The 17,922-nt window shown below is 67.6% G+C and carries 21 protein-coding genes; 7 read left to right on the top strand and 14 right to left on the bottom strand.

All coding sequences use genetic code 11. From position 1 onward, the window contains the following. From AABN02_RS05000 to petA, 4 genes are all read right to left on the bottom strand, one after another. Window positions 1-615: a glutathione S-transferase N-terminal domain-containing protein gene (locus tag AABN02_RS05000; protein ID WP_179634374.1), complete on the bottom strand. Its 615-nt coding sequence runs from the start codon at window positions 613-615 to the stop codon at window positions 1-3. 150 nt (window positions 616-765) lie between these two features. Continuing rightward, complete coding sequence (locus AABN02_RS04995) at window positions 766-1,545, bottom strand: cytochrome c1 (RefSeq protein ID WP_338413814.1); 780 nt, start codon at window positions 1,543-1,545, stop codon at window positions 766-768. Window positions 1,546-1,577: 32 nt separating this feature from the next. Then, entirely contained in the window at window positions 1,578-2,981 is a 1,404-nt protein-coding gene (locus tag AABN02_RS04990; protein ID WP_338413813.1) for a cytochrome bc complex cytochrome b subunit, read from the bottom strand. Window positions 2,982-2,998: 17 nt separating this feature from the next. Beyond that, entirely contained in the window at window positions 2,999-3,595 is a 597-nt protein-coding gene (gene petA / locus AABN02_RS04985) for a ubiquinol-cytochrome c reductase iron-sulfur subunit (RefSeq protein ID WP_338413812.1), read from the bottom strand. A 242-nt stretch (window positions 3,596-3,837) separates the two neighbouring features. Here petA and mscL point away from each other — a divergent pair, with 242 nt between their 5' ends. Further along, a complete protein-coding gene (mscL, locus tag AABN02_RS04980; protein ID WP_338413811.1) occupies window positions 3,838-4,257 on the top strand; it encodes a large conductance mechanosensitive channel protein MscL in 420 nt (139 codons plus the stop codon). 71 nt (window positions 4,258-4,328) lie between these two features. Here mscL and AABN02_RS04975 read toward each other — a convergent pair whose 3' ends face one another. From AABN02_RS04975 to AABN02_RS04940, 8 genes are all read right to left on the bottom strand, one after another. After that, complete coding sequence (locus AABN02_RS04975) at window positions 4,329-5,720, bottom strand: amidase (RefSeq protein ID WP_338413810.1); 1,392 nt, start codon at window positions 5,718-5,720, stop codon at window positions 4,329-4,331. 119 nt (window positions 5,721-5,839) lie between these two features. Next, complete coding sequence (locus AABN02_RS04970) at window positions 5,840-6,142, bottom strand: high-potential iron-sulfur protein (RefSeq protein ID WP_338413809.1); 303 nt, start codon at window positions 6,140-6,142, stop codon at window positions 5,840-5,842. 266 nt (window positions 6,143-6,408) lie between these two features. Further along, window positions 6,409-6,834 carry a helix-turn-helix domain-containing protein gene (locus AABN02_RS04965; protein ID WP_338413808.1) on the bottom strand — a complete coding sequence of 142 codons (426 nt, stop codon included), beginning with the start codon at window positions 6,832-6,834 and terminating at the stop codon, window positions 6,409-6,411. Then, complete coding sequence (locus AABN02_RS04960) at window positions 6,806-7,144, bottom strand: transcriptional regulator (RefSeq protein ID WP_338413807.1); 339 nt, start codon at window positions 7,142-7,144, stop codon at window positions 6,806-6,808. Before AABN02_RS04960 ends, AABN02_RS04965 begins: the two co-directional genes overlap by 29 nt. An 88-nt stretch (window positions 7,145-7,232) precedes the next feature. Next, complete coding sequence (locus tag AABN02_RS04955; protein ID WP_338413806.1) at window positions 7,233-7,388, bottom strand: BrnA antitoxin family protein; 156 nt, start codon at window positions 7,386-7,388, stop codon at window positions 7,233-7,235. 127 nt (window positions 7,389-7,515) lie between these two features. Next, window positions 7,516-8,379, bottom strand: a complete 864-nt coding sequence (locus AABN02_RS04950; RefSeq protein ID WP_338413805.1) for a cupin domain-containing protein — start codon at window positions 8,377-8,379, stop codon at window positions 7,516-7,518. Window positions 8,380-8,429: 50 nt separating this feature from the next. After that, window positions 8,430-9,179: a sigma-70 family RNA polymerase sigma factor gene (locus AABN02_RS04945; protein ID WP_338413804.1), complete on the bottom strand. Its 750-nt coding sequence runs from the start codon at window positions 9,177-9,179 to the stop codon at window positions 8,430-8,432. Window positions 9,180-9,266: 87 nt separating this feature from the next. Next, a complete protein-coding gene (locus tag AABN02_RS04940) occupies window positions 9,267-10,463 on the bottom strand; it encodes an amino acid aminotransferase (RefSeq protein WP_338413803.1) in 1,197 nt (398 codons plus the stop codon). A 215-nt stretch (window positions 10,464-10,678) separates the two neighbouring features. Here AABN02_RS04940 and AABN02_RS04935 point away from each other — a divergent pair, with 215 nt between their 5' ends. Further along, window positions 10,679-11,566, top strand: a complete 888-nt coding sequence (locus tag AABN02_RS04935) for a response regulator (RefSeq protein ID WP_338413802.1) — start codon at window positions 10,679-10,681, stop codon at window positions 11,564-11,566. Window positions 11,567-11,607: 41 nt separating this feature from the next. On the opposite strand, the gene lplT is transcribed toward AABN02_RS04935, so the two are convergent. Then, complete coding sequence (lplT, locus tag AABN02_RS04930) at window positions 11,608-12,888, bottom strand: lysophospholipid transporter LplT (RefSeq protein ID WP_338413801.1); 1,281 nt, start codon at window positions 12,886-12,888, stop codon at window positions 11,608-11,610. 174 nt (window positions 12,889-13,062) lie between these two features. Here lplT and alr point away from each other — a divergent pair, with 174 nt between their 5' ends. The 3 genes from alr to AABN02_RS04915 all read left to right on the top strand — a co-directional run bounded on the left by alr (window position 13,063) and on the right by AABN02_RS04915 (window position 15,022). Further along, a complete protein-coding gene (gene alr / locus AABN02_RS04925) occupies window positions 13,063-14,193 on the top strand; it encodes an alanine racemase (RefSeq protein ID WP_338413800.1) in 1,131 nt (376 codons plus the stop codon). Then, window positions 14,190-14,600, top strand: a complete 411-nt coding sequence (gene arfB, locus AABN02_RS04920) for an alternative ribosome rescue aminoacyl-tRNA hydrolase ArfB (protein ID WP_338413799.1) — start codon at window positions 14,190-14,192, stop codon at window positions 14,598-14,600. Before alr ends, arfB begins: the two co-directional genes overlap by 4 nt. Window positions 14,601-14,722: 122 nt before the next feature. Further along, entirely contained in the window at window positions 14,723-15,022 is a 300-nt protein-coding gene (locus tag AABN02_RS04915; protein WP_338413798.1) for a hypothetical protein, read from the top strand. Window positions 15,023-15,032: 10 nt separating this feature from the next. Here the strand turns inward: AABN02_RS04915 and AABN02_RS04910 are convergent, their stop codons facing one another. Then, window positions 15,033-15,665 carry a LysE family transporter gene (locus AABN02_RS04910; protein WP_338413797.1) on the bottom strand — a complete coding sequence of 211 codons (633 nt, stop codon included), beginning with the start codon at window positions 15,663-15,665 and terminating at the stop codon, window positions 15,033-15,035. Window positions 15,666-15,707: 42 nt separating this feature from the next. Between AABN02_RS04910 and radA the strand changes: the two genes are divergently transcribed. Together radA and AABN02_RS04900 are read left to right on the top strand one after the other, a co-directional pair. After that, window positions 15,708-17,084, top strand: coding sequence for a DNA repair protein RadA (radA, locus tag AABN02_RS04905; RefSeq protein WP_338413796.1), 1,377 nt, complete (start codon window positions 15,708-15,710; stop codon window positions 17,082-17,084). A gap of 348 nt (window positions 17,085-17,432) precedes the next feature. Continuing rightward, window positions 17,433-17,921 (top strand): hypothetical protein, encoded by a 489-nt coding sequence (locus AABN02_RS04900; protein WP_338413795.1) that lies wholly within the window; start codon window positions 17,433-17,435, stop codon window positions 17,919-17,921. Window position 17,922 lies beyond the last annotated feature (1 nt).

Here is a 17,922-nt window from a genome sequence, read left to right as displayed (position 1 = left end):
TTACTTGCGCATCACCTTTTCGGACGGCGTCAGTGCTTCGATGTAAGCCGGGCGCGAGAAGATGCGCTCGGCGTACTTCAGCAGCGGCGCCGCGTTCTTCGACAGCTCGATGCCGTAGTAATCCAGACGCCACAGCAGCGGCGCGATCGCCACGTCGAGCATCGAGAAATCGTCGCCCAGCATGTAGCGGTTCTTCTGGAAGATCGGCGCGAGCTGCGTCAGGCGGTCACGGATCTGCGAGCGGGCCTTGTCGAGTTCCTTGTCGGTGGGCTTGCCACCGCTGCGGTTCTCGAGCGTGTTCACGTGGGTGAACAGTTCCTTCTCGAAGTTGAAGAGGAACAGGCGCACACGGGCACGCGCGACCGGGTCACCCGGCATGAGCTGCGGGTGCGGGAAGCGCTCGTCGATGTACTCGTTGATGATGTGCGATTCGTACAGGATGAGTTCGCGTTCGACGAGGATGGGCACCTCGTTGTACGGGTTCATCAGCGCGATGTCTTCCGGCTTCGCGTACAGATCGACGTCGCGGATCTCGAAGTCCATGCCCTTTTCGAACAGGACGAAACGGCAGCGATGCGAGTAGGGGCAGGTCGTCCCGGAGTAAAGCACCATCATGGCTGGGATCGCTCCTTGGCGTATCAGGGAGAGAGACCACAGGACACCCCTGTGATCCGGTCTCGGAAAAAGAAAATCGCGCAGAGGCGTTCAAGCACCTCTGCGCGGCAGACGCCGGCCCGTGACGGGCACGGCGTCAGGACATCGACATCACTTGATGTCCTTCCAGAACGCAGCGTTCAGGCGCCACGCAATCACGGTGAACAGTCCGAGGAACAGCAGGACCCACACACCCAGCTTGGTGCGGTAGTTCTGCGCCGGCTCTCCCATCCACTGCAGGTAGGCGACCAGATCGCCCACGGCGCTGTCGTAGTCCTGCGCGGACAGCTGGCCCGGCTTGATCTGCTCGAAGTTCTTGAAGACATGCGTCTTCTTGGCGGCATCGTGCGGATCGCTGACTTCCTCGAACACCGCGCGGCGCTCGCCCTGCAGTTCCCACAGCACGTGCGGCATCGCCACCAGCGGGAAGGCCAGGTTGTTCCAGCCGGTCGCCTTGGTCTCGTCGCGGTAGTAGGTGCGCAGGTAGGTGTACAGATAGTCTGCACCCGAACCATTGGCACCCGCACGCGAGCGGGCGATCACGGTCAGATCCGGCGGTGCCGCACCCAGCCAGTCCTTGGCCTGGCGCGGATCGATCGAGACCGCCATCGTGTCACCCACCTTGTCGGTGGCGAACATCAGGTTGGTCTTGATCTGCTCTTCGGTCAGGCCGATGTCGCGCAGGCGGTTGTAGCGCATGTACGCCGCCGAGTGGCAGTTCAGACAGTAGTTGACGAACAGCTTGGCGCCACGCTGCAGCGCGGTCGTGTCGGTCAGTTTCTGCTCGGGGAACTTGTCCCAGGCCATACCGCCGGTGTTGGCTTGTGCCGGTGAAAGCACAGCCAGACAGGCCGATGCCGCAACGAGCAGGGAAGCAATGAACTTTTTCATGGTTGTCGGGGCTCCGTGTCCGTGGGCAGGCATCAGTGCGGCTGGAAGGTCACGCGGTCGGGGACCGGCTTGAACTTGCCAAGCTGCGTCCACCACGGCATCAGGAGGAAGAAGCCGAAGTAGAACAGCGTGCCGACCTGGGCGGTCAGGGTGCCGGCGACCGACGGCGGTTGAATGCCCAGGTAGCCCAGCACGACAAAGAAGACGACGAACACCGCGTACAGGTACTTGTGCCAGTCAGGACGGTACCGGATCGACTTCGCCGGGCTCTTGTCCAGCCAGGGCAGGAAGAACAGGATGATCACGGCACCGCCCATCACGACCACGCCCCAGAACTTGGCGTCGAAGGTCTTGAGCAGCACAGCCGCCACCACCGCGGCCACCAGCACGACGATCTTGGCCTTGCCCGGGACCAGGCCCTTGAGCACCGCCAGCACCGCCGACAGGCCGATGATCACGCACAGCACGTTGACGAGGTCGTCGGTCGTGGCGCGCAGCATCGAGTAGAACGGCGTGAAGTACCAGACCGGGGCGATGTGCGCCGGGGTCTTGAACGGGTCGGCCGGGATGAAGTTGTTGTACTCGAGGAAGTAGCCACCCAGTTCAGGCGCGAAGAAGATGATCGCGGTGAACACCATCAGGAACACGGTCACGCCCAGCAGGTCGTGCACCGAGTAGTACGGATGGAAGGGGATGCCGTCGAGCGGGTGACCGGTCTTCGGGTCCTTCTTGGCCTTGATCTCGACGCCGTCCGGGTTGTTCGAACCCACTTCGTGCAGCGCGATGATGTGCGCGACCACCAGGCCCAGCAGGATCAGCGGCACGGCAATGACGTGGAAGCTGAAGAAGCGGTTCAGGGTCGCGTCACCGACGACGTAGTCGCCGCGGATCAGCAGCGCCAGGTCTTCACCGACGAAGGGCACAGCGGCGAACAGGTTCACGATCACCTGGGCGCCCCAGTAGGACATCTGGCCCCAGGGGAGCAGATAACCCATGAACGCTTCGGCCATCAGGCACAGGAAGATCGCGCAGCCGAACACCCAGACCAGCTCGCGCGGCTTGCGGTACGAACCGTACAGCAGGCCACGGAACATGTGCAGGTAGACCACGACGAAGAACGCCGATGCGCCCGTCGAGTGCATGTAGCGCACCAGCCAGCCCCAGGGCACATCGCGCATGATGTACTCGACCGAGGCGAACGCCAGCGCGGCGTCGGGCTTGTAGTGCATCACCAGGAAAATCCCGGTGACGATCTGGATCACCAGCACCAGCAGCGCCAGCGAGCCGAAGAAATACCAGAAATTGAAGTTCTTCGGCGCGTAGTACTCGGAGAGATGCTCCTTGTACAGCTTGGACGCCGGGAAGCGGTTGTCCACCCAGGTCAGCAGCTTCTCGCCTGCGGAAGCGTCGGGGGGAGCGACTTTGAATTCAGCCATGTTGGACCTCAGTTCCTTCAAGCCTTCTTGTCTTCACCAATGAGCAACTTGGTGTCGGACAGGTACATGTGGGGCGGGACTTCGAGGTTGTCCGGCGCGGGCTTGTTCTTGTAGACACGGCCCGCGAGGTCGAAGGTCGAGCCGTGGCAGGGGCACAGGAAGCCGCCCTTCCAGTCGTCCGGCAGCGAAGGCTGCGGGCCGGCCTGGAACTTGTCCGACGGCGAGCATCCAAGGTGCGAGCAGATGCCCACGACCACCAGATACTCGGGCTTGATCGAGCGGCCGGCATTCTTGGCGTACTCGGGCATCGGGAAGGCCTTGCGCTCCGAATTCGGATCGGCCATCTGCGAATCAAGCGACTTGAGCGCTTCGAGCTGCTCGGGGGTGCGGCGCACGATCCACACGGGCTTGCCGCGCCATTCGGCCGTGAGCTTCTCGCCCGGCTTGATGTCACCGATATCGACTTCCACCGCTGCACCGGCCGCCTTGGCGCGCTCGGAGGGTGTGAAGGTGCTGACGAAGGGCACGGCAGTCGCTAAACCGCCGACAGCGCCGGCGCAGCCCGACGCGATCAGCCACGTCCGCTTGGCCTGGTCGACTTGCTGGTCACTCATGTGATTCCTCGGGAAAAGAAGGTCCGGTCTGAGATGGGGACAACCCCTGATTCTAGCCCAGCGGCACGCTGGTTCTCCACATCTGGCAACAGGCTCCCCCACAGCAGGCGCGCTTAAGCTGGGGCAAAAACAACACGCCTGCACCGCGAGATTCCGACTTGACAGAAAACTGACGCCGGTAATACTTCACGCCAGCGTAACGGCATGTTGTCAAGCGCTTAATCAGAAAACAGGAGAAACCAATGAGCATGGCCAGTGAGTTCAAGGAATTCGCCCTCAAGGGCAACGTGATGGACCTCGCCGTCGGTGTGATCATCGGCGGTGCATTCGGCAAGATCGTCGACTCGCTGATCGGTGATGTCGTGATGCCGATCGTCGGCAAGATCTTCGGCGGCATGGACTTCAGCAACAGCTTCATCGCGCTGAACGGTCAGACCGCAACCACCCTGGTCGAAGCGAAGAAGGCCGGTGCCGTGCTGGCCTACGGCAACTTCATCACCATTGCCATCAATTTCGTGATCCTGGCCTTCATCATCTTCATGATGGTCAAGACCATGAACCGCATGAAGCGTGAAGCCCCCCCGGCACCCCCGGCACCGCCCGCCCCGCCGGCCGAAGACGTCGTGCTGCTGCGCGAAATCCGCGACGCGCTCAAGCGCTGAGCCAGCGACAGCCCATGTCGTTTCAAGGGTGGCCTGGTGCCACCCTTTTTCATGCCCGGATCACGTCCGAGTCATGCCGCCGGACCGGGCCACGCCCGCTGCGCGCCGCGCAGCCGCTCCCACAGCCGACTCATCCGCAGCACCCCCAGATCGTCATGGCGCCGCCCGACAATCTGCAGCCCGATCGGCAGCCCCGCATCGTTCCAGCCCGCGTTGACCGACGAAGCCGGCTGTTCGCTCATGTTCCACGGCAGCGTGAAGGCGATGTGCTCGAACGGCCGCTGCGGGTCGTTCAGCGGACTGGCCCAGTCGGCGGCGAATGCCACGCAGGGCGCCACCGGCGAGAGCACGAAATCGAAGGGCTGCGTCGCCGCCACCGCCGCGTCGCGCATCGCGGCCATCTGGCTGTATCCATGGAAGACCTGGGCAGCGGTCAGATCCGCGCCGGTCGCAACCCACTCACGGATATAGGGCAGCACCTTGTTCCGGCGCTCGGCCGGTAGCGCCGAGATGTCCAGCCACGAGCGCATCCGCCAGAAGCGGTCCATGCCGTCGGCCATCTCGCGGGTCATGAACGCGGGCATCGGCTCGACGACGGCCCCGGCGGCTTCGAAACGCCGCGCCGCGTCCTCGATCGCCGCCCTCACCTGCCCGTCCAGCGCCATGCCCCAGCCGGCGTCCAGCTGCAGCCCGAGGCGCAGGCCGCGCGCGTCGATCTCCAGCGCGTCCCAGTCGATGTCCTGCGCTGGCAGGCTGGTTGCATCGCGCCAGTCCGGCTGACTCAGCACGCGCATCATCAGCGCGGCATCGGCCACCGTGCGTGTCATCGGGCCGGCGACACGGCCGGCGTACGGCGGCTGGATGGGGATGCGGCCCAGGCTCGGCTTGAGCGTGAAGACCCCGCACCAGCTCGCCGGCAGGCGGACCGAGCCACCGATGTCCGTGCCCAGGTGGAGCGGGCCGTAACCCGCCGCCGCGCCCGCCCCGGCGCCCGCGCTGGAGCCGCCCGGGTTCTTCGTCAGATCCCACGGGTTGCGCGTCAGCGGGTGGAAGCTCGACAAGCCGGACGACAGCATCCCGTAGTCCGGCATCGTCGTCTTGCCCAGCAGCACGGCGCCCGCCTCGCGCAAGCGGGCGGCGGGCGGGGCGTCGACCGGTGCGGGGTTGAGGATGGTCGCGGCAGTGCCCAGCGGCGTCGGGGTGCCGCGGGTGGCAATGTTCTCCTTGACCATCGTCGGCACGCCGTCCAGCAGGCCGCAGGGCTCGCCGCGGCGCCAGCGCGCTTCGGCGGCTTGCGCCTGCTGCAGCGCACCGTCCGGGTCGAGCGCGTAGGTGGCGCACAGATGCGGCTCCCAGCGGGCGATGTGGTCGAGCACGGCGCGGGTCACCTCCACCGGCGAGACGTCGCCGTGGCGGTAGAGGGCAAGCAGCGCGGTAGCGGGGAGATCGTGCAGATCGGCCATGGGCACTCCGAGGGGGTTCGGCGCCATTCTGCGACAGCCCGGGCGCAAAAAAACGCAGCGGGTCGCGGCACGCTGGCCGGACCCGCTGCGCGGTCGATCAGGACTGGATCAGGCGACGGTCAGGCCTTCTTGGCCCAGGCGCTGCACCAGCCGGCGCCGGCCACTTGCTTGCCGGCGAACAGCGGGCATGCCCCAGCCTTGTCCGCGGCCTTGCCTTGGTAGAGCGCGCAGTTGGCGCAGTTCTGGCCAGCGGCGTACTTCGGGAACTTTTTGGTATCAGCCTTCTTGGCGTCAGCCACATAGCCGAGGCCGGCGGCGGCGGGATCCTTCTCGTCGACCATGGCTTGCGCCTGGGCGGCAGTGCCGATCACGGCGCCGGAGGCAGCCAGGGTCATCAGGAAAACACGGCGTTGCATGGTCATGGTCGGGGTCCTTTGGTGTGGATGGAATCAGGGTACGGAACCGAAGCAGCATACGCAAGACGCTGGGGTACCAAGCGCTTGCGCGGGATGGGAAAGCCGGGCCGACAGGTACTCGGCGACAAAGGCGTTGCAGCGGGGATTTTGCTGCGCGGGGTGGGCCGGATCATGATCTCGATCAAGGTCGGCGGGATCTGTGCGGATTTCTGGCTACAGCGGGTCTGACTGCTGCGAATGTGAGGACAACTGTCGCTCTTTTTGCAGCGACTTCAAGGCTGGTCCAGGAGACCTTGCCTGCGCAAGCGCTCCAGCGTGTCGGGGTAACGCGCCGCGAGCCACAGCAGTTGCCGCGCCGCCCCGGTCGGCTGCACGCGGCCCTGCTCCCAGTTCTCCAGCGTACGCCGGGACACTCCCAGCGCCTGCGCGAACTCGGCCTGTGACAAGCCGCTGCGCGTGCGGGCGGCGACGAGTTCCCACTTCGGGCCGCTGAGGATCTCGTCGGCCTCGACCGTACCGTCGGATCGCTCGACGCGGCGGCGCACGGTGCCGTCCGGCTGTGGCTCGAATGTGGTGCGGCGACCCCAGCGGCCCGCCTTGAGGTCGCGCACCGATTGCAGCAGTTCGGCACCGAGGTCGCGGCGGGCGTCTCGGGCGGCGAGTTCGGCGTCAGTGAGGCGGGGCGTGGTGGTGGTCATCGTCGAGTTCCTCTTTCAGGGCCTTGAGGACGGCGCCGGGGATCGAGGCGCGCACGCTCTTGGCATAGATCAGCAACAACAGAATCTGTCCGGCGTGGGTCCGCACGTAGTAGCAGACACGCACACCGCCCGATTTGCCCGTCCCCGGTCGCGCCCAGCGCAGCTTGCGCACGCCGCCGGAGCCACGGATCAGGTCGCCGGCGTCGGGGAACTCGCACAGGTGTTCCTGGAGCACGGCCAGTTCGTCGTCCGGCAAGTAATCGCTGACGGTCGCGGTGAACAGAAGGGACTCGACAGATCCGAAGCGCATCACTGCATGAATACGCTGTTAGCGTAGCAGCAAGAAATGGGGCCGTTGGGTCGCGGCTGCGGTGTGTCGGGTCAGTGTCGGGGGAGACTCAGCGTGGGGCTATCCCTCTGGGGTGGGGAGGGGGGCAGTTCCCACCAATCCCCTGCACCAACGCCTCCCGCAGCACCGCATTGATCCGCGTCTGCCACCCCGGCCCGCTCGCACGGAAGCGCGCCACCAGATCGGCATCAAGCCGCAGCGTCACCTGCGCCTTGGTCGTGCTGCCCAGCGGGCGTCCTCGGCGGGCGTCGGCAGGATGGTTCCGGCTTTAAGTTTCGACATAGCGCTGGATCTCCCGGCGGTTGGCCTTGCGCAGGCTGATGACACGGCGCTCACCCCAGGAAATGCAGCTCGATGTCCCCATGCGCGTAGATCACGACCCCCGTGTCGGTCTGCGTGACGATGTGTTCGCTGCCGGCCGGGGCCAGCTGGTAGTCGAAGGTCTGCAGCAGCACGTCGTCGAGGAACAGCTCGCCCTGCAGCATCAGGCACTCCTCGTCGTGGCCGTGGTCGTGGCGCGGCAGCATGGCGCCGGGGGCGGCGTGGTAGAGCATGGCCGCCTGGGTGCCGCGCTGCCAGAGGATGCGGCGCCGGATGCCGGGGGCGAGTTCGGGCCAGCCGGCTGCGGCGTCGAACACGGTGTGCGCCGCCTCGCCCGGCAGGGCCTCCAGCGCCGACTCGCGCCAGAAGAGCAGCGTGTGTTCCGCCGCGTGCAGCGTCGGCATCGGCTGGCCGCTGGGCAGGACGTGGTAGTCGCGCTGGGACAGCGTCTGGCCGGCCAGTTCGACACGGCCAGACAGCACCAGCAACTCGCGGTGGCAACGCCCGGCGGCAGCGCCATCGTCCAGCACCTGCACCGGCACCGTGGCACCGGGCGCCAGCTCCAGCAGCCGCGCCCGCAGCGGCTCGCCCGGCCGCAGGGGACGGCCGCTGGCAGCGCGGTAGAGGTCTTGCGCCTGCACCCCGGCGGCCACGACCATCCGCGGCAGGCGTCGGTGGCGGCGGGTGGTCATCGGGGCCGACACTGCACTCGATGCGGCCAGGCGCTGCGCCAGGCGCTCGCGCAGGGAGGCCGGCGGCGCCGGGGACTCCCAGGCGCTGGCAAAGGGCTCCTGCAGCAGCAGCTCGAAATCGTGATCCACCAGCGCCGGCGGGCGCCCGATGGGCAGCAATTCGTTCTTCGGTGTCGGGTTCATGGTGACAAATTCTCAGGCGATCCAGGGCATCGGTACAGGACAGTGGGCGCTCAGGAGACCGGCATGGGCAAGCCGCTCCCGCCCAGCAGCTGACGCAGGCTGATCAGTGCGCGTCGGATCTGCGATTTCACGGTGCCCAGCGGCAGGGCCACCTCCTGGGAAATGTCCTCGTGGCTGAGCCCGCGAAAGAAGGCGAGCGCGAGCAGCTGCCGCGGCTGCGCACTCAGCTGCATCAGCGCACGGTGCAGATCGGCGTGGTCGCGCGAGGCGTCCAGCAGCTCATCCGCAGCGGGCTGGTCCGCCACCGTCTCGGGCAGCGAGTCGTCGTCCAGGCTCTCGTGCTGGAACCGGGCTTCGCGGCGCATGGTGTCGATGGCCCGCGAGCGCGCCATGTTCAGCAGCCAGGTCATCACCTTGGCGCGTGCCGCGTCAAAGCGCACCGCCTGGCGCCAGACCTGGAAGTAGGTGTCCTCCACCACCTCCTCGGCCAGCGCCGGCTTGCGCAACATGCGCAGCACGAGGCCGTAGACCCGCGACACCGTGGCGTCGTACAGCGCCGCGAGGGCACGCTGGTTGCCATCGACGATGGCGTCGATCCATTCGGTGAGCTGGCCTTCGTGGACGGCCACCGCCGTGCACGCGGGGGTGAGCACCGCCTCGGCCACCTCGGCGACCTCGGCTGCTTCGGCCACGTCCGCCCCCGGATCGTCGGGATCCGGATGTACGGCGTCCGTGTCACCAAAGAGCGCGTCTTCGTCTGAGCGGGAGGCGGACTGCTTCGAGAAAAGTATGGTGTTCATGCGGCCGTGTGGGGAGTGAAGTGCGCTTGGCGTCGGCGCGCAAATGCGATGCTTCCCCATGGTACCCCCACCACCGCAGAAGCGCCCTTACCCCGCCAGCACGGCGGCCATCGCCTCGGCCGTGCGCTCCACGTTGCCGCTGTTCAGCCCCGCCACGCACATCCGCCCCGAGCGGACCAGGTAGACCCCATGCGTCTCGCGCAGCACATCGACCTGCTGCGGCGACAGCCCCGTGTAGCTGAACATGCCGCGCTGGGTCAGGAAGTAGCTGAAGTCCCGCCCCGGCACCTTGTCGGACAGGACGGCGTGCAGCCGCTCGCGCATGGCCTGGATCCGCACGCGCATCGCGTCCAGCTCGTCCGTCCACGACTGGCGCAGCGCCGCATCCGCCAGCACGCGGGCGACGATCTGGCCGCCGTGGGTCGGCGGGCTCGAATAGTTCTTGCGCACGGCGACCTGCAGCTGGCCAATGACCAGCCCGGCCTCCGCTACCGTCGGACAGACCACGCTCAGCCCGCCGACCCGCTCGCCGTAGAGCGAGAAGCTCTTGGAGAAGCTGTTCGCCACGAAGAAGGCGATGCCCGCGTCCGCCAGCGCCCGCAGCGCGAAGGCGTCTTCCTGCACGCCGTCGCCGAAGCCCTGGTAGGCGATGTCGACGAAGGGGATCAGGTCACGCTCGACCAGCACCGGGATCAGCTCGGCCCACTGGGCTGCCGTCAGGTCCACGCCCGTCGGGTTGTGGCAGCAGGCGTGCAGCAGCACGATGGAGCGCGCCGGCAGACCGCGGAGGGTCTCCAGCATCGCGTCGAACTTCAGACCGCCGGTGGCGGGGTCGTAGTACGGGTAGGTGTGCACCGCGAAGCCGGCGCCCTCGAAGATCGCCCGGTGGTTGTCCCAGGTCGGGTCGCTGATCCAGGCCGTGCTGTCGGGGAAGTATTTCTTCAGGAAGTCCGCGCCGACCTTGAGCGCGCCGGAGCCGCCCAGGGTCTGGATCGTCACGGTGCGGCCGCTGGTGACCGCCTCGTGGCCGGCGCCGAACAGCAGGTGCTGGATCTGCTCGCGCGTGTTGGTGGCGCCCACCATCGGCAGGTAGCCACGCGGGCCGATGGACTGCAGCATCGCCGTCTCGGCAGTGCGCACGGCCTGCATCACCGGCAGGCGGCCGGCGTCGTCGAAGTAGATGCCGATCGACAGGTTGATCTTGCCCGGCCGGGGGTCCTTCTGGAAATTCTCGTTCAGCGTGAGGATGGGATCGCCGGCGTAGGCATCGACGTGTTCGAACATGGGAAGTGCTCCTGCGAGGGGGTCGCAGATTATCCGCCGAGCCGCCACACCATGAAGTCGGGGATCGATCCTGAAAATTCGTGCGGTCCACCGTGCATTCCACCTCGAAGGGTGGTCGGTACCACATCGTATTGAGGGGGATCGGCGCCTTGACGCTGGGCGGGGCGTCTCCAAGAATCGACTTGTCACACCACAGTTACAGAGCGGAGTCCCCCATGCGTACCGTCGCCCAGCGAATTGCCATCGTCGGCTTCAGTGCGTTCGAGCGCCAGACGCTGGAAAGCTACTTCCGGCTGGTGGATGCCGTGCCGGTCTACACCGTGGGCGAATCGGTCACCGACTGCGACTGGCTGGTGGCCGATGCGGACCAGCCGGACGCGATCCTGGCGGTCGGGCGGGCCGGGCGGGTGCGTGACACGGTGTTCATCGGCGGATCGAGAACGCCCCCGACCGCCGGCGCCCACCTGAACCGCCCGATCGACGCGCTGCAGCTGCGCCGCGCGCTCGACGACCTCAAGAGCCGCCGCGCCGCCCGTGCGCTGCGCGAGTCCGGACTGGCCCCACGGCTGCGGCTGGCGGCCAGCGGCCCGAGCGGGCTGACCCGGCAGCAGGCGATCAATGACCACGACGTGCAGGACTTCCGCGCCAGCTCCGGCTACAGCAACGCGGTGCTGACCGACGGCGAGCAGCGGCTCGACCAGGTGCTGGTGGTGAGCAACAGCCCGGCCGAATGCCGGCTGCTGCGCGAGCGGCTGATGGCCTTCGGCTACCGGGTGACGCTGACCCGGACCAGCGACGAGGCCGTGGCGCTGACCAGCCGGGTGGTGTTCGGTTTCGTGTTCCTCGGCGTGGGCCAGGGCGGCTCGGCCGGCTTCCAGACCTGCCGCCGCATCCGCCGCCATCCGACGCTCGCCGGCATGGCGCCTGTGGTGGTGGCGCTGACGCAGAAGCTGGCGCCGATCGAGCGCATCCGAGCCACCTTCGCCGACTGCGACGCCTGCCTCACCACCCCGCTGGACGACCACGCGCTGGAGCAGTTGCTGGCCCGCCACGACCGCACCTTCGACCGCGTGTTCCAGCCGACGGCGCCGATGGCGCTCTGATGGCGTCCTGAACTGGCGTCGACGCGGGCGCAGTGCCCGCGTCAGTGCCCGCCGTCGCTGCGGGCAATGGCCATCAGGCGATCGACCTCGTCGCGGTGCTCGACCGCATTGCGGCGGTGCCAGCGGCGGATCAGCTCCATGGTGCCGGCCACCAGCAGGCCGAAGATCGTGATCGCGCCGAAGGCCGACAGCCCGCCGCGGGTCATGCCGGTGTAGAACGCGCCCAGTGCCAGGATGCAGGCCTGCTCGTTGAAGTTCTGCACGGCGATCGAGCGGCCGGCGCCCATCAGGTTGTGGCCGCGGTGCTGCAGCAGCGCGTTCATCGGCACCACCAGGAAGCCCCCCAGCCCGCCCAGCACGATCAGGAAGGGTGCGGCCAGCCAGACGTTGTCGATGAAGTTCATCAGCACCACCAGCAGGCCCATCGCCACGCCCAGCGGCATGACACGTGTGGCGTGCTCCAGCCGCATCAGCATCGACGCGGCCACGGCGCCCACCGCCGTGCCGACCGCCACCACGCCGACCAGCGACGAGGCCTGGGTCGTGCCGTAGCCGAGTGCGGCCGCGGCCCAGGCCAGCACGATGTAGCGCAGGTTGCCCGAGACGCCCCAGAACAGCGTGGTCGTGGCGAGCGAGATCTGGCCCAGCCGGTCGTTCCACAGGCGCGAATTGCACTCGGAGAAGTCCCGGATCAGCGCCATCGGATCGCTGGAGAGCGGCTGCAGCGGCGCGTCGGTGCGCGGGATGTAGAGGTTGAACACCGCGGCGATGATGTAGAGGAACACCAGCGAGGAGATCGCGGCCTCGGGCGGCGTGTCGACCCCCAGGTCGAGCAGCGGGAAGTCGAAGGCGAGCAGGTGCGGCGCGATGTGCGGCCCCACCAGCTGTCCGCCGAGCAGCACGCCCAGGATGATCGAGGAGATCGTCAGGCCCTCGATCCAGCCATTGGCCTTGACGAGCTGCGAAGGGGGCAGGAGTTCGGTCAGGATGCCGTACTTGGCCGGCGAGTAGGCGGCAGCCCCCAGGCCGACGATGGCGTAGGCGGCCAGCGGGTGGGTGCCGAACAGCATCATCAGGCAGCCGACGACCTTGATGGTGTTCGAGAAGAACATCACCCTGCCCTTGGGCACCGCGTCGGCGAAGGCCCCCACGAACGGCGCCAGGATCACGTAGAACAGCGCGAACATCGGCACCAGCGCGGCACGCTGCCACTCGGGCGAACCGGAAGTCCGCAGCAGCTCGACCGCGGCGACGAACAAGGCGTTGTCTGCCAGCGAGCTGAAGAACTGCGCCGACATGATGGTGTGGAAGCCTTTTTTCATCCGGCTGAGACGGCTCTGTTGGTAGTGGAGATGGGCACGGGGACGGGGACCGAAAACAGGGACAGACCAGTCGGCGACGGGCGCCGCTGCAGTGCGGCGCGGTTATAGCATGCGCCCCTGCGCGCACCGCTGGTGAAATCCTCAGGTCGCGGGGGGCTGGCACAATCTTTCGCCATGCCACGTCCGATCGAAGCCCTCCTCCATCCCGATGCCCTGGCCAGCAATCTGCGGGTTGCCCGCCGACACGCGGGCGACTCCCGCCTCTGGGCCGTGATCAAGGCCAATGCCTATGGCCACGGCATCGAGCGGGTCTGGCCCGGCCTGCTCGGCGCCGACGGCTTGGCGATGCTCGATCTGGAAGAGGCGCAGCGCGTGCGCAACCTGGGCTGGCGCGGGCCGGTGCTGCTGCTGGAAGGCTGTTTCGAGCAGCGCGACCTGGAGCTGTGCTCGCGGCTGAACCTCTGGCATGTCGTCCACCACGAGACGCAGATCGACTGGCTCGCCGCGCACAAGACCCACCAGCCGCACCGCGTCTTCCTCAAGATGAACAGCGGCATGAACCGGCTGGGCTTCACCGGCGCGCACCTGCGCAGCGCCTGGACCCGGCTCAACGCGCTGCCGCAGGTCGACGAGATCTCGCTGGTCACCCACTTCTCCGACGCCGACGGCCCGCGCGGCATCGCGCACCAGGTCGCCGCCTTCCACGCCGCCACGCACGACCTGCCCGGCGAGCGCAGTCTGAGCAACAGCGCAGCCATCCTCCGCCACGCCGCCGACACCGAGGTGCGCGCCGACTGGGTCCGCAGCGGCATCCTCAGCTACGGCAGCGCGCCCGACTTCCCCGAACACGGCATCGCCCACTGGGGCCTGACGCCGACGATGACGCTGCGCTCGCGGCTGATCTCGACCCAGGCGCTGCAGCCCGGCGACACGGTCGGCTACGGCAGCCGCTTCCGCGCCGAACAGGCCATGCGCATCGGCGTCGTCGCCTGCGGTTACGCCGACGGCTACCCGCGCCACGCCCCCACCGGCACGCCCGTGCTGGTCGACGGCGTGCGCACCACGACGGTGGGCCGCGTCTCGATGGACATGCTGGCCGTGGACCTGACGCCTGTGCCGCAGGCCGAGGTCGGCAGCGAGGTCACGCTCTGGGGCCACGGCCCGGACGGCACGGTGCTGCCCATCGACGAGGTCGCGCACGCGGCCGGCACCATCGGCTACGAGCTGATGTGTGCGCTGGCGCAGCGGGTGCCCACACGGGTACTCGACCTGGACGGACGCCACCCCGCGCCGGCGCAGCCATGAAACCGCCCGTGATCGACCCGCGCGAGGTCGATTTCACGGCCATCCGCGCCCAGGGCGCGGGCGGGCAGAACGTCAACAAGGTGTCGAGCGCGGCGCACCTGCGCTTCGACATCCGGGCGTCGTCGCTGCCCGAGGCCGTGAAGGAGCGCCTGCTCGCGCTGCCCGACAGCCGCATCGGCAGCGACGGTGTGGTCGTCATCAAGGCCCAGGACCACCGCAGCCTGCCGCGCAACCAGGCCGACGCGCTGGTCCGGCTGCAGGACATGGTCGACCGCGCCGCCCACGTGCCCAAGGCCCGCCGTGCGACCAAGCCGACCTATGGCTCGACCCAGCGCCGGCTGGAGTCCAAGACCCGGCACAGCGCGACCAAGGCGAAGCGGGGCCGCGGCATCCTCTCCTCTGACTAGGACCGGGCGCGCCAGCGTCGTCCGTCCATCGACACTGGTACCGCAAAGGATCACACTCGTGGCAGCCGCTGCCCCACCAGTGGCCGGGACCGCCGCCCGTCTCGGCGGACAGGAGTGTCCAGATGATCACGTTCCTTCGCACAGCATCCATCGGTCCAGGCAAGGTCGGCAGCGCGCTCGGCTTCGCCCACGAGATTTCCGGCTACATCAAGAGCCACTTCGGTGTGGACGTGACGGTCCACATGCCGATCGGCGGCAATCCGAACCGCGTGGCCTGGAGCGCCAATTACGACAACCTGGCGGCCTTCGAGGCCATGCAGGTCCGCATGATGTCCGACAAGGACTACCTGGGCATGGTCGCCAAGGGGAGCGAGAACTTCCTGCCCGGCTCCTTGTACGACACGATGTGGCGCACGGTGTGAGCGTCCGGCCTCAGGCGCGCCGGAACAGCCCCAGCACGGCCCCCGCGACGATGAACAGGCTCCCGAAGGTGCGGTTCATCCAGCGGAGCTGCTGCGGCTCGCGCAGCAGTCCCAGCACGCGCGAGGCCAGCGCCACATAGCCGCTCATCACCAGAGACTCGACCACACCGAAGGTGGCGCCGATCGCCAGGTACTGCGCCAGCAGCGGCCGCGCCGCGTCGATGAACTGCGGCAGCACGGCGATGAGGAACACCGTGCCTTTCGGATTGAGCGCGTTGACCATCCAGCCGCGCAGGAACAGCGTGCGCGCCAGATGGTCATCCGACGCAGCCTCGCCCGCCGGTGCCACCAGCGGGCGGACCGGCGCGCGCCACTGCTGGATGCCGAGCCAGACGAGGTAGGCCGCGCCCACCCACTTGACGACCGAGAAGGCCACCTCGGAGGTCGACAGCAGCAGCCCCAAGCCGAAGCCCACCACCAGCGTCTGCGTCCACACCCCCATCAGCAGACCGAAGGCGATGACCTGCCCGCGGCGAAACCCGTGGTTCAGGCCAGCGCCCATCGCGGCAATCGCACCCGGGCCGGGGGACAGGCTGATCGCCACGGCGGCGGCGAGAAACGTGAGCCAAGTATTGAATTCCATGGACACATCCTGCCACACGGCGCGCAGGGGACAATCCGCTGCATGGCACGCGACAAGACGATCTACACCTGCCGCGACTGCGGCGGCACCAACGCCAAATGGCTCGGCAAGTGCCCGCACTGCGGCGCATGGAACACGCTCGACGAGACCATCGCCGAACCGGTGGCCGGCCCGGGCGGCAGCAAGAACAACCGCTTCCAGGCGCTCGCCAAGAGCCAGCCGGTCGCCACGCTCGCCGACATCGAGGCCGCTGACGTGGCCCGCACGCCCACCGGGCTGGAGGAACTCGACCGCGTGCTCGGCGGCGGCATCGTCGAAGGCGGCGTGGTGCTGATCGGCGGCGACCCCGGCATCGGCAAGAGCACGCTGCTGCTGCAGGCGGCCGAGGCGCTGTCCCACCAGATGAAGGTGCTCTACGTGACCGGCGAGGAATCGGGGGCGCAGGTCGCGCTGCGGGCGCACCGGCTCGGGCTGGGTGGCACGCAGCTTCGCGTGCTGGCCGAGATCGGGCTGGAGCGCATCCAGGCGACGCTGGCGCTGGAGCAGCCGGCGTTCTGCGTCATCGACTCGATCCAGACCCTCTACTCCGACCAGCTCACCTCCGCCCCCGGCTCGGTCGCCCAGGTCCGCGAGTGCGCGGCGCAGCTCACCCGCACCGCCAAGTCCAGCGGCTGCACCATCGTGCTGGTCGGCCACGTCACCAAGGAAGGCGCGCTGGCCGGCCCCCGCGTGCTGGAGCACATCGTCGACACGGTGCTGTACTTCGAGGGCGACACGCATTCGAGCTTCCGCCTGGTGCGCGCCATCAAGAACCGCTTCGGCGCGGTCAACGAGATCGGCGTGTTCGCGATGACGGAGAAGGGCCTCAAGGGCGTGGCGAATCCGAGTGCCATCTTCCTGTCGAGCCACAGCGAGCCGGTGCCGGGAGCCTGCGTGCTGGTGACGCTGGAGGGGACGCGGCCGCTGCTGGTCGAGATCCAGGCGCTGGTGGATGCCGGTGGCCCCAGCCCGCGCCGGCTCAGCGTCGGCCTGGACCGGGACCGGCTGGCGATGCTGCTGGCGGTGCTGCACCGGCACGCGGGTGTTTCCTGCGCGGACCAGGACGTGTTCGTCAACGCGGTGGGCGGCGTGCGCATCAGCGAGCCGGCGGCGGATCTGGCGGTGCTGCTGGCGATCCAGAGTTCGCTGCGCGGGCGGCCGCTGCCGAAAGGTTTCATCGCGTTTGGCGAAGTCGGGCTGGCGGGCGAGGTGCGGCCGGCGCCGCGGGGACAGGAGCGGCTGAAGGAAGCCGCCAAGCTGGGCTTCACCGTGGCGCTGGTGCCCAAGGCCAACGCGCCGAAAAAGCCGATCGAGGGCCTGACCGTGCACCCCATCGAACGCATCGAAGAGGCGATCGAAACGGTCCGCCAGCTCTCCTGAGCGTGGGGCCACCGCGACACCCTGTCTCTACCAGAACGGCTCGAGCGCGCAAATCCTCCATCAGCGGGCAGAGGCCTCTGGCATTAGGGCCAAACCCCTATTCGTGATTAATTTCATTCGATTTCATATAAGCAATTGATATCAAATGAATATATTTCAGGCAAGTCTCTGCTTGCGAAAGAAATCAATCGGCCAGAATTGTTCCATATTTATCGTTTTCGGCGGCAGTCCCCTACACTTTCCTGGCCGGCGAGCACAGTATCACCCCCCCTCATGCGCGGGGTTAATACCTTTCGTTACGCGGCCCTGATGCAGGCTTCCATCCACTACGGCGATAAAATTCGGTACATGAGAGTTCCATTCCAACGCACCATCAACGCTGTCCTGGCGGCGTCCGCCCTACTTGCTGGCTGGTGGGCCTTTCGCTGGGCCGGTCTGGCTCTGGCGATCACGGTCATGGCCTTCTGGACGATCCTGCAGTTCAACCGCGCATCCCGCCAGTTGCGCAACGTGGCAGACCGACCCAAGGGCATGGTTGACAGCGTCGTGACGCTGCAGTCGAAACTCGCCCACGGCATGCACATGTCCGACGTGCTGGCGATTTCCAACAGCCTGGGTCAGCGCTTGAACGAGCGTGGCAACGACTGGCTCTGGCGCGACAGCTACGGCAACCAGATCGTCGTGACCTTGCGCCGCGGCAGCGTCGAACGCTGGAGCGCCACGCGCACCGACGGCCAGTACGCAGTCCCGGCCCCGGCCCCGGCTGCTGCCCGCCCTGCTGCGGCTGCGCCGGACACGATGCGCGGCGTCGAGCACGCCTCGGTCGCGGCCGCCTGAC

The sequence above is a fragment of the uncultured Sphaerotilus sp. genome, from assembly GCF_963924895.1.
In the GTDB taxonomy this organism is placed as follows: domain Bacteria; phylum Pseudomonadota; class Gammaproteobacteria; order Burkholderiales; family Burkholderiaceae_C; genus Sphaerotilus.
The sequence above is the reverse complement of the archived record's forward strand: the minus strand, read 5'-3'. Positions and strand labels throughout refer to the sequence as shown.

Bases quoted from the DNA above. Each gene is read 5' to 3' on its own strand.
- AABN02_RS04975 (WP_338413810.1), bottom strand. From the start codon at position 5,720: ATGGCCGATCTGCACGATCTCCCCGCTACCGCGCTGCTTGCCCTCTAC.
- AABN02_RS04935 (WP_338413802.1), top strand. From the start codon at position 10,679: ATGCGTACCGTCGCCCAGCGAATTGCCATCGTCGGCTTCAGTGCGTTC.
- mscL (WP_338413811.1), top strand. From the start codon at position 3,838: ATGAGCATGGCCAGTGAGTTCAAGGAATTCGCCCTCAAGGGCAACGTG.
- alr (WP_338413800.1), top strand. From the start codon at position 13,063: ATGCCACGTCCGATCGAAGCCCTCCTCCATCCCGATGCCCTGGCCAGC.
- AABN02_RS04990 (WP_338413813.1), bottom strand. From the start codon at position 2,981: ATGGCTGAATTCAAAGTCGCTCCCCCCGACGCTTCCGCAGGCGAGAAG.
- AABN02_RS04900 (WP_338413795.1), top strand. From the start codon at position 17,433: ATGAGAGTTCCATTCCAACGCACCATCAACGCTGTCCTGGCGGCGTCC.
- AABN02_RS04910 (WP_338413797.1), bottom strand. From the start codon at position 15,665: ATGGAATTCAATACTTGGCTCACGTTTCTCGCCGCCGCCGTGGCGATC.
- AABN02_RS04965 (WP_338413808.1), bottom strand. From the start codon at position 6,834: ATGACCACCACCACGCCCCGCCTCACTGACGCCGAACTCGCCGCCCGA.
- AABN02_RS04950 (WP_338413805.1), bottom strand. From the start codon at position 8,379: ATGAACCCGACACCGAAGAACGAATTGCTGCCCATCGGGCGCCCGCCG.
- AABN02_RS04960 (WP_338413807.1), bottom strand. From the start codon at position 7,144: ATGCGCTTCGGATCTGTCGAGTCCCTTCTGTTCACCGCGACCGTCAGC.
- AABN02_RS04915 (WP_338413798.1), top strand. From the start codon at position 14,723: ATGATCACGTTCCTTCGCACAGCATCCATCGGTCCAGGCAAGGTCGGC.
- radA (WP_338413796.1), top strand. From the start codon at position 15,708: ATGGCACGCGACAAGACGATCTACACCTGCCGCGACTGCGGCGGCACC.
- petA (WP_338413812.1), bottom strand. From the start codon at position 3,595: ATGAGTGACCAGCAAGTCGACCAGGCCAAGCGGACGTGGCTGATCGCG.
- AABN02_RS04940 (WP_338413803.1), bottom strand. From the start codon at position 10,463: ATGTTCGAACACGTCGATGCCTACGCCGGCGATCCCATCCTCACGCTG.
- AABN02_RS04945 (WP_338413804.1), bottom strand. From the start codon at position 9,179: ATGAACACCATACTTTTCTCGAAGCAGTCCGCCTCCCGCTCAGACGAA.
- AABN02_RS04995 (WP_338413814.1), bottom strand. From the start codon at position 1,545: ATGAAAAAGTTCATTGCTTCCCTGCTCGTTGCGGCATCGGCCTGTCTG.
- AABN02_RS05000 (WP_179634374.1), bottom strand. From the start codon at position 615: ATGATGGTGCTTTACTCCGGGACGACCTGCCCCTACTCGCATCGCTGC.
- AABN02_RS04970 (WP_338413809.1), bottom strand. From the start codon at position 6,142: ATGACCATGCAACGCCGTGTTTTCCTGATGACCCTGGCTGCCTCCGGC.
- arfB (WP_338413799.1), top strand. From the start codon at position 14,190: ATGAAACCGCCCGTGATCGACCCGCGCGAGGTCGATTTCACGGCCATC.
- lplT (WP_338413801.1), bottom strand. From the start codon at position 12,888: ATGAAAAAAGGCTTCCACACCATCATGTCGGCGCAGTTCTTCAGCTCG.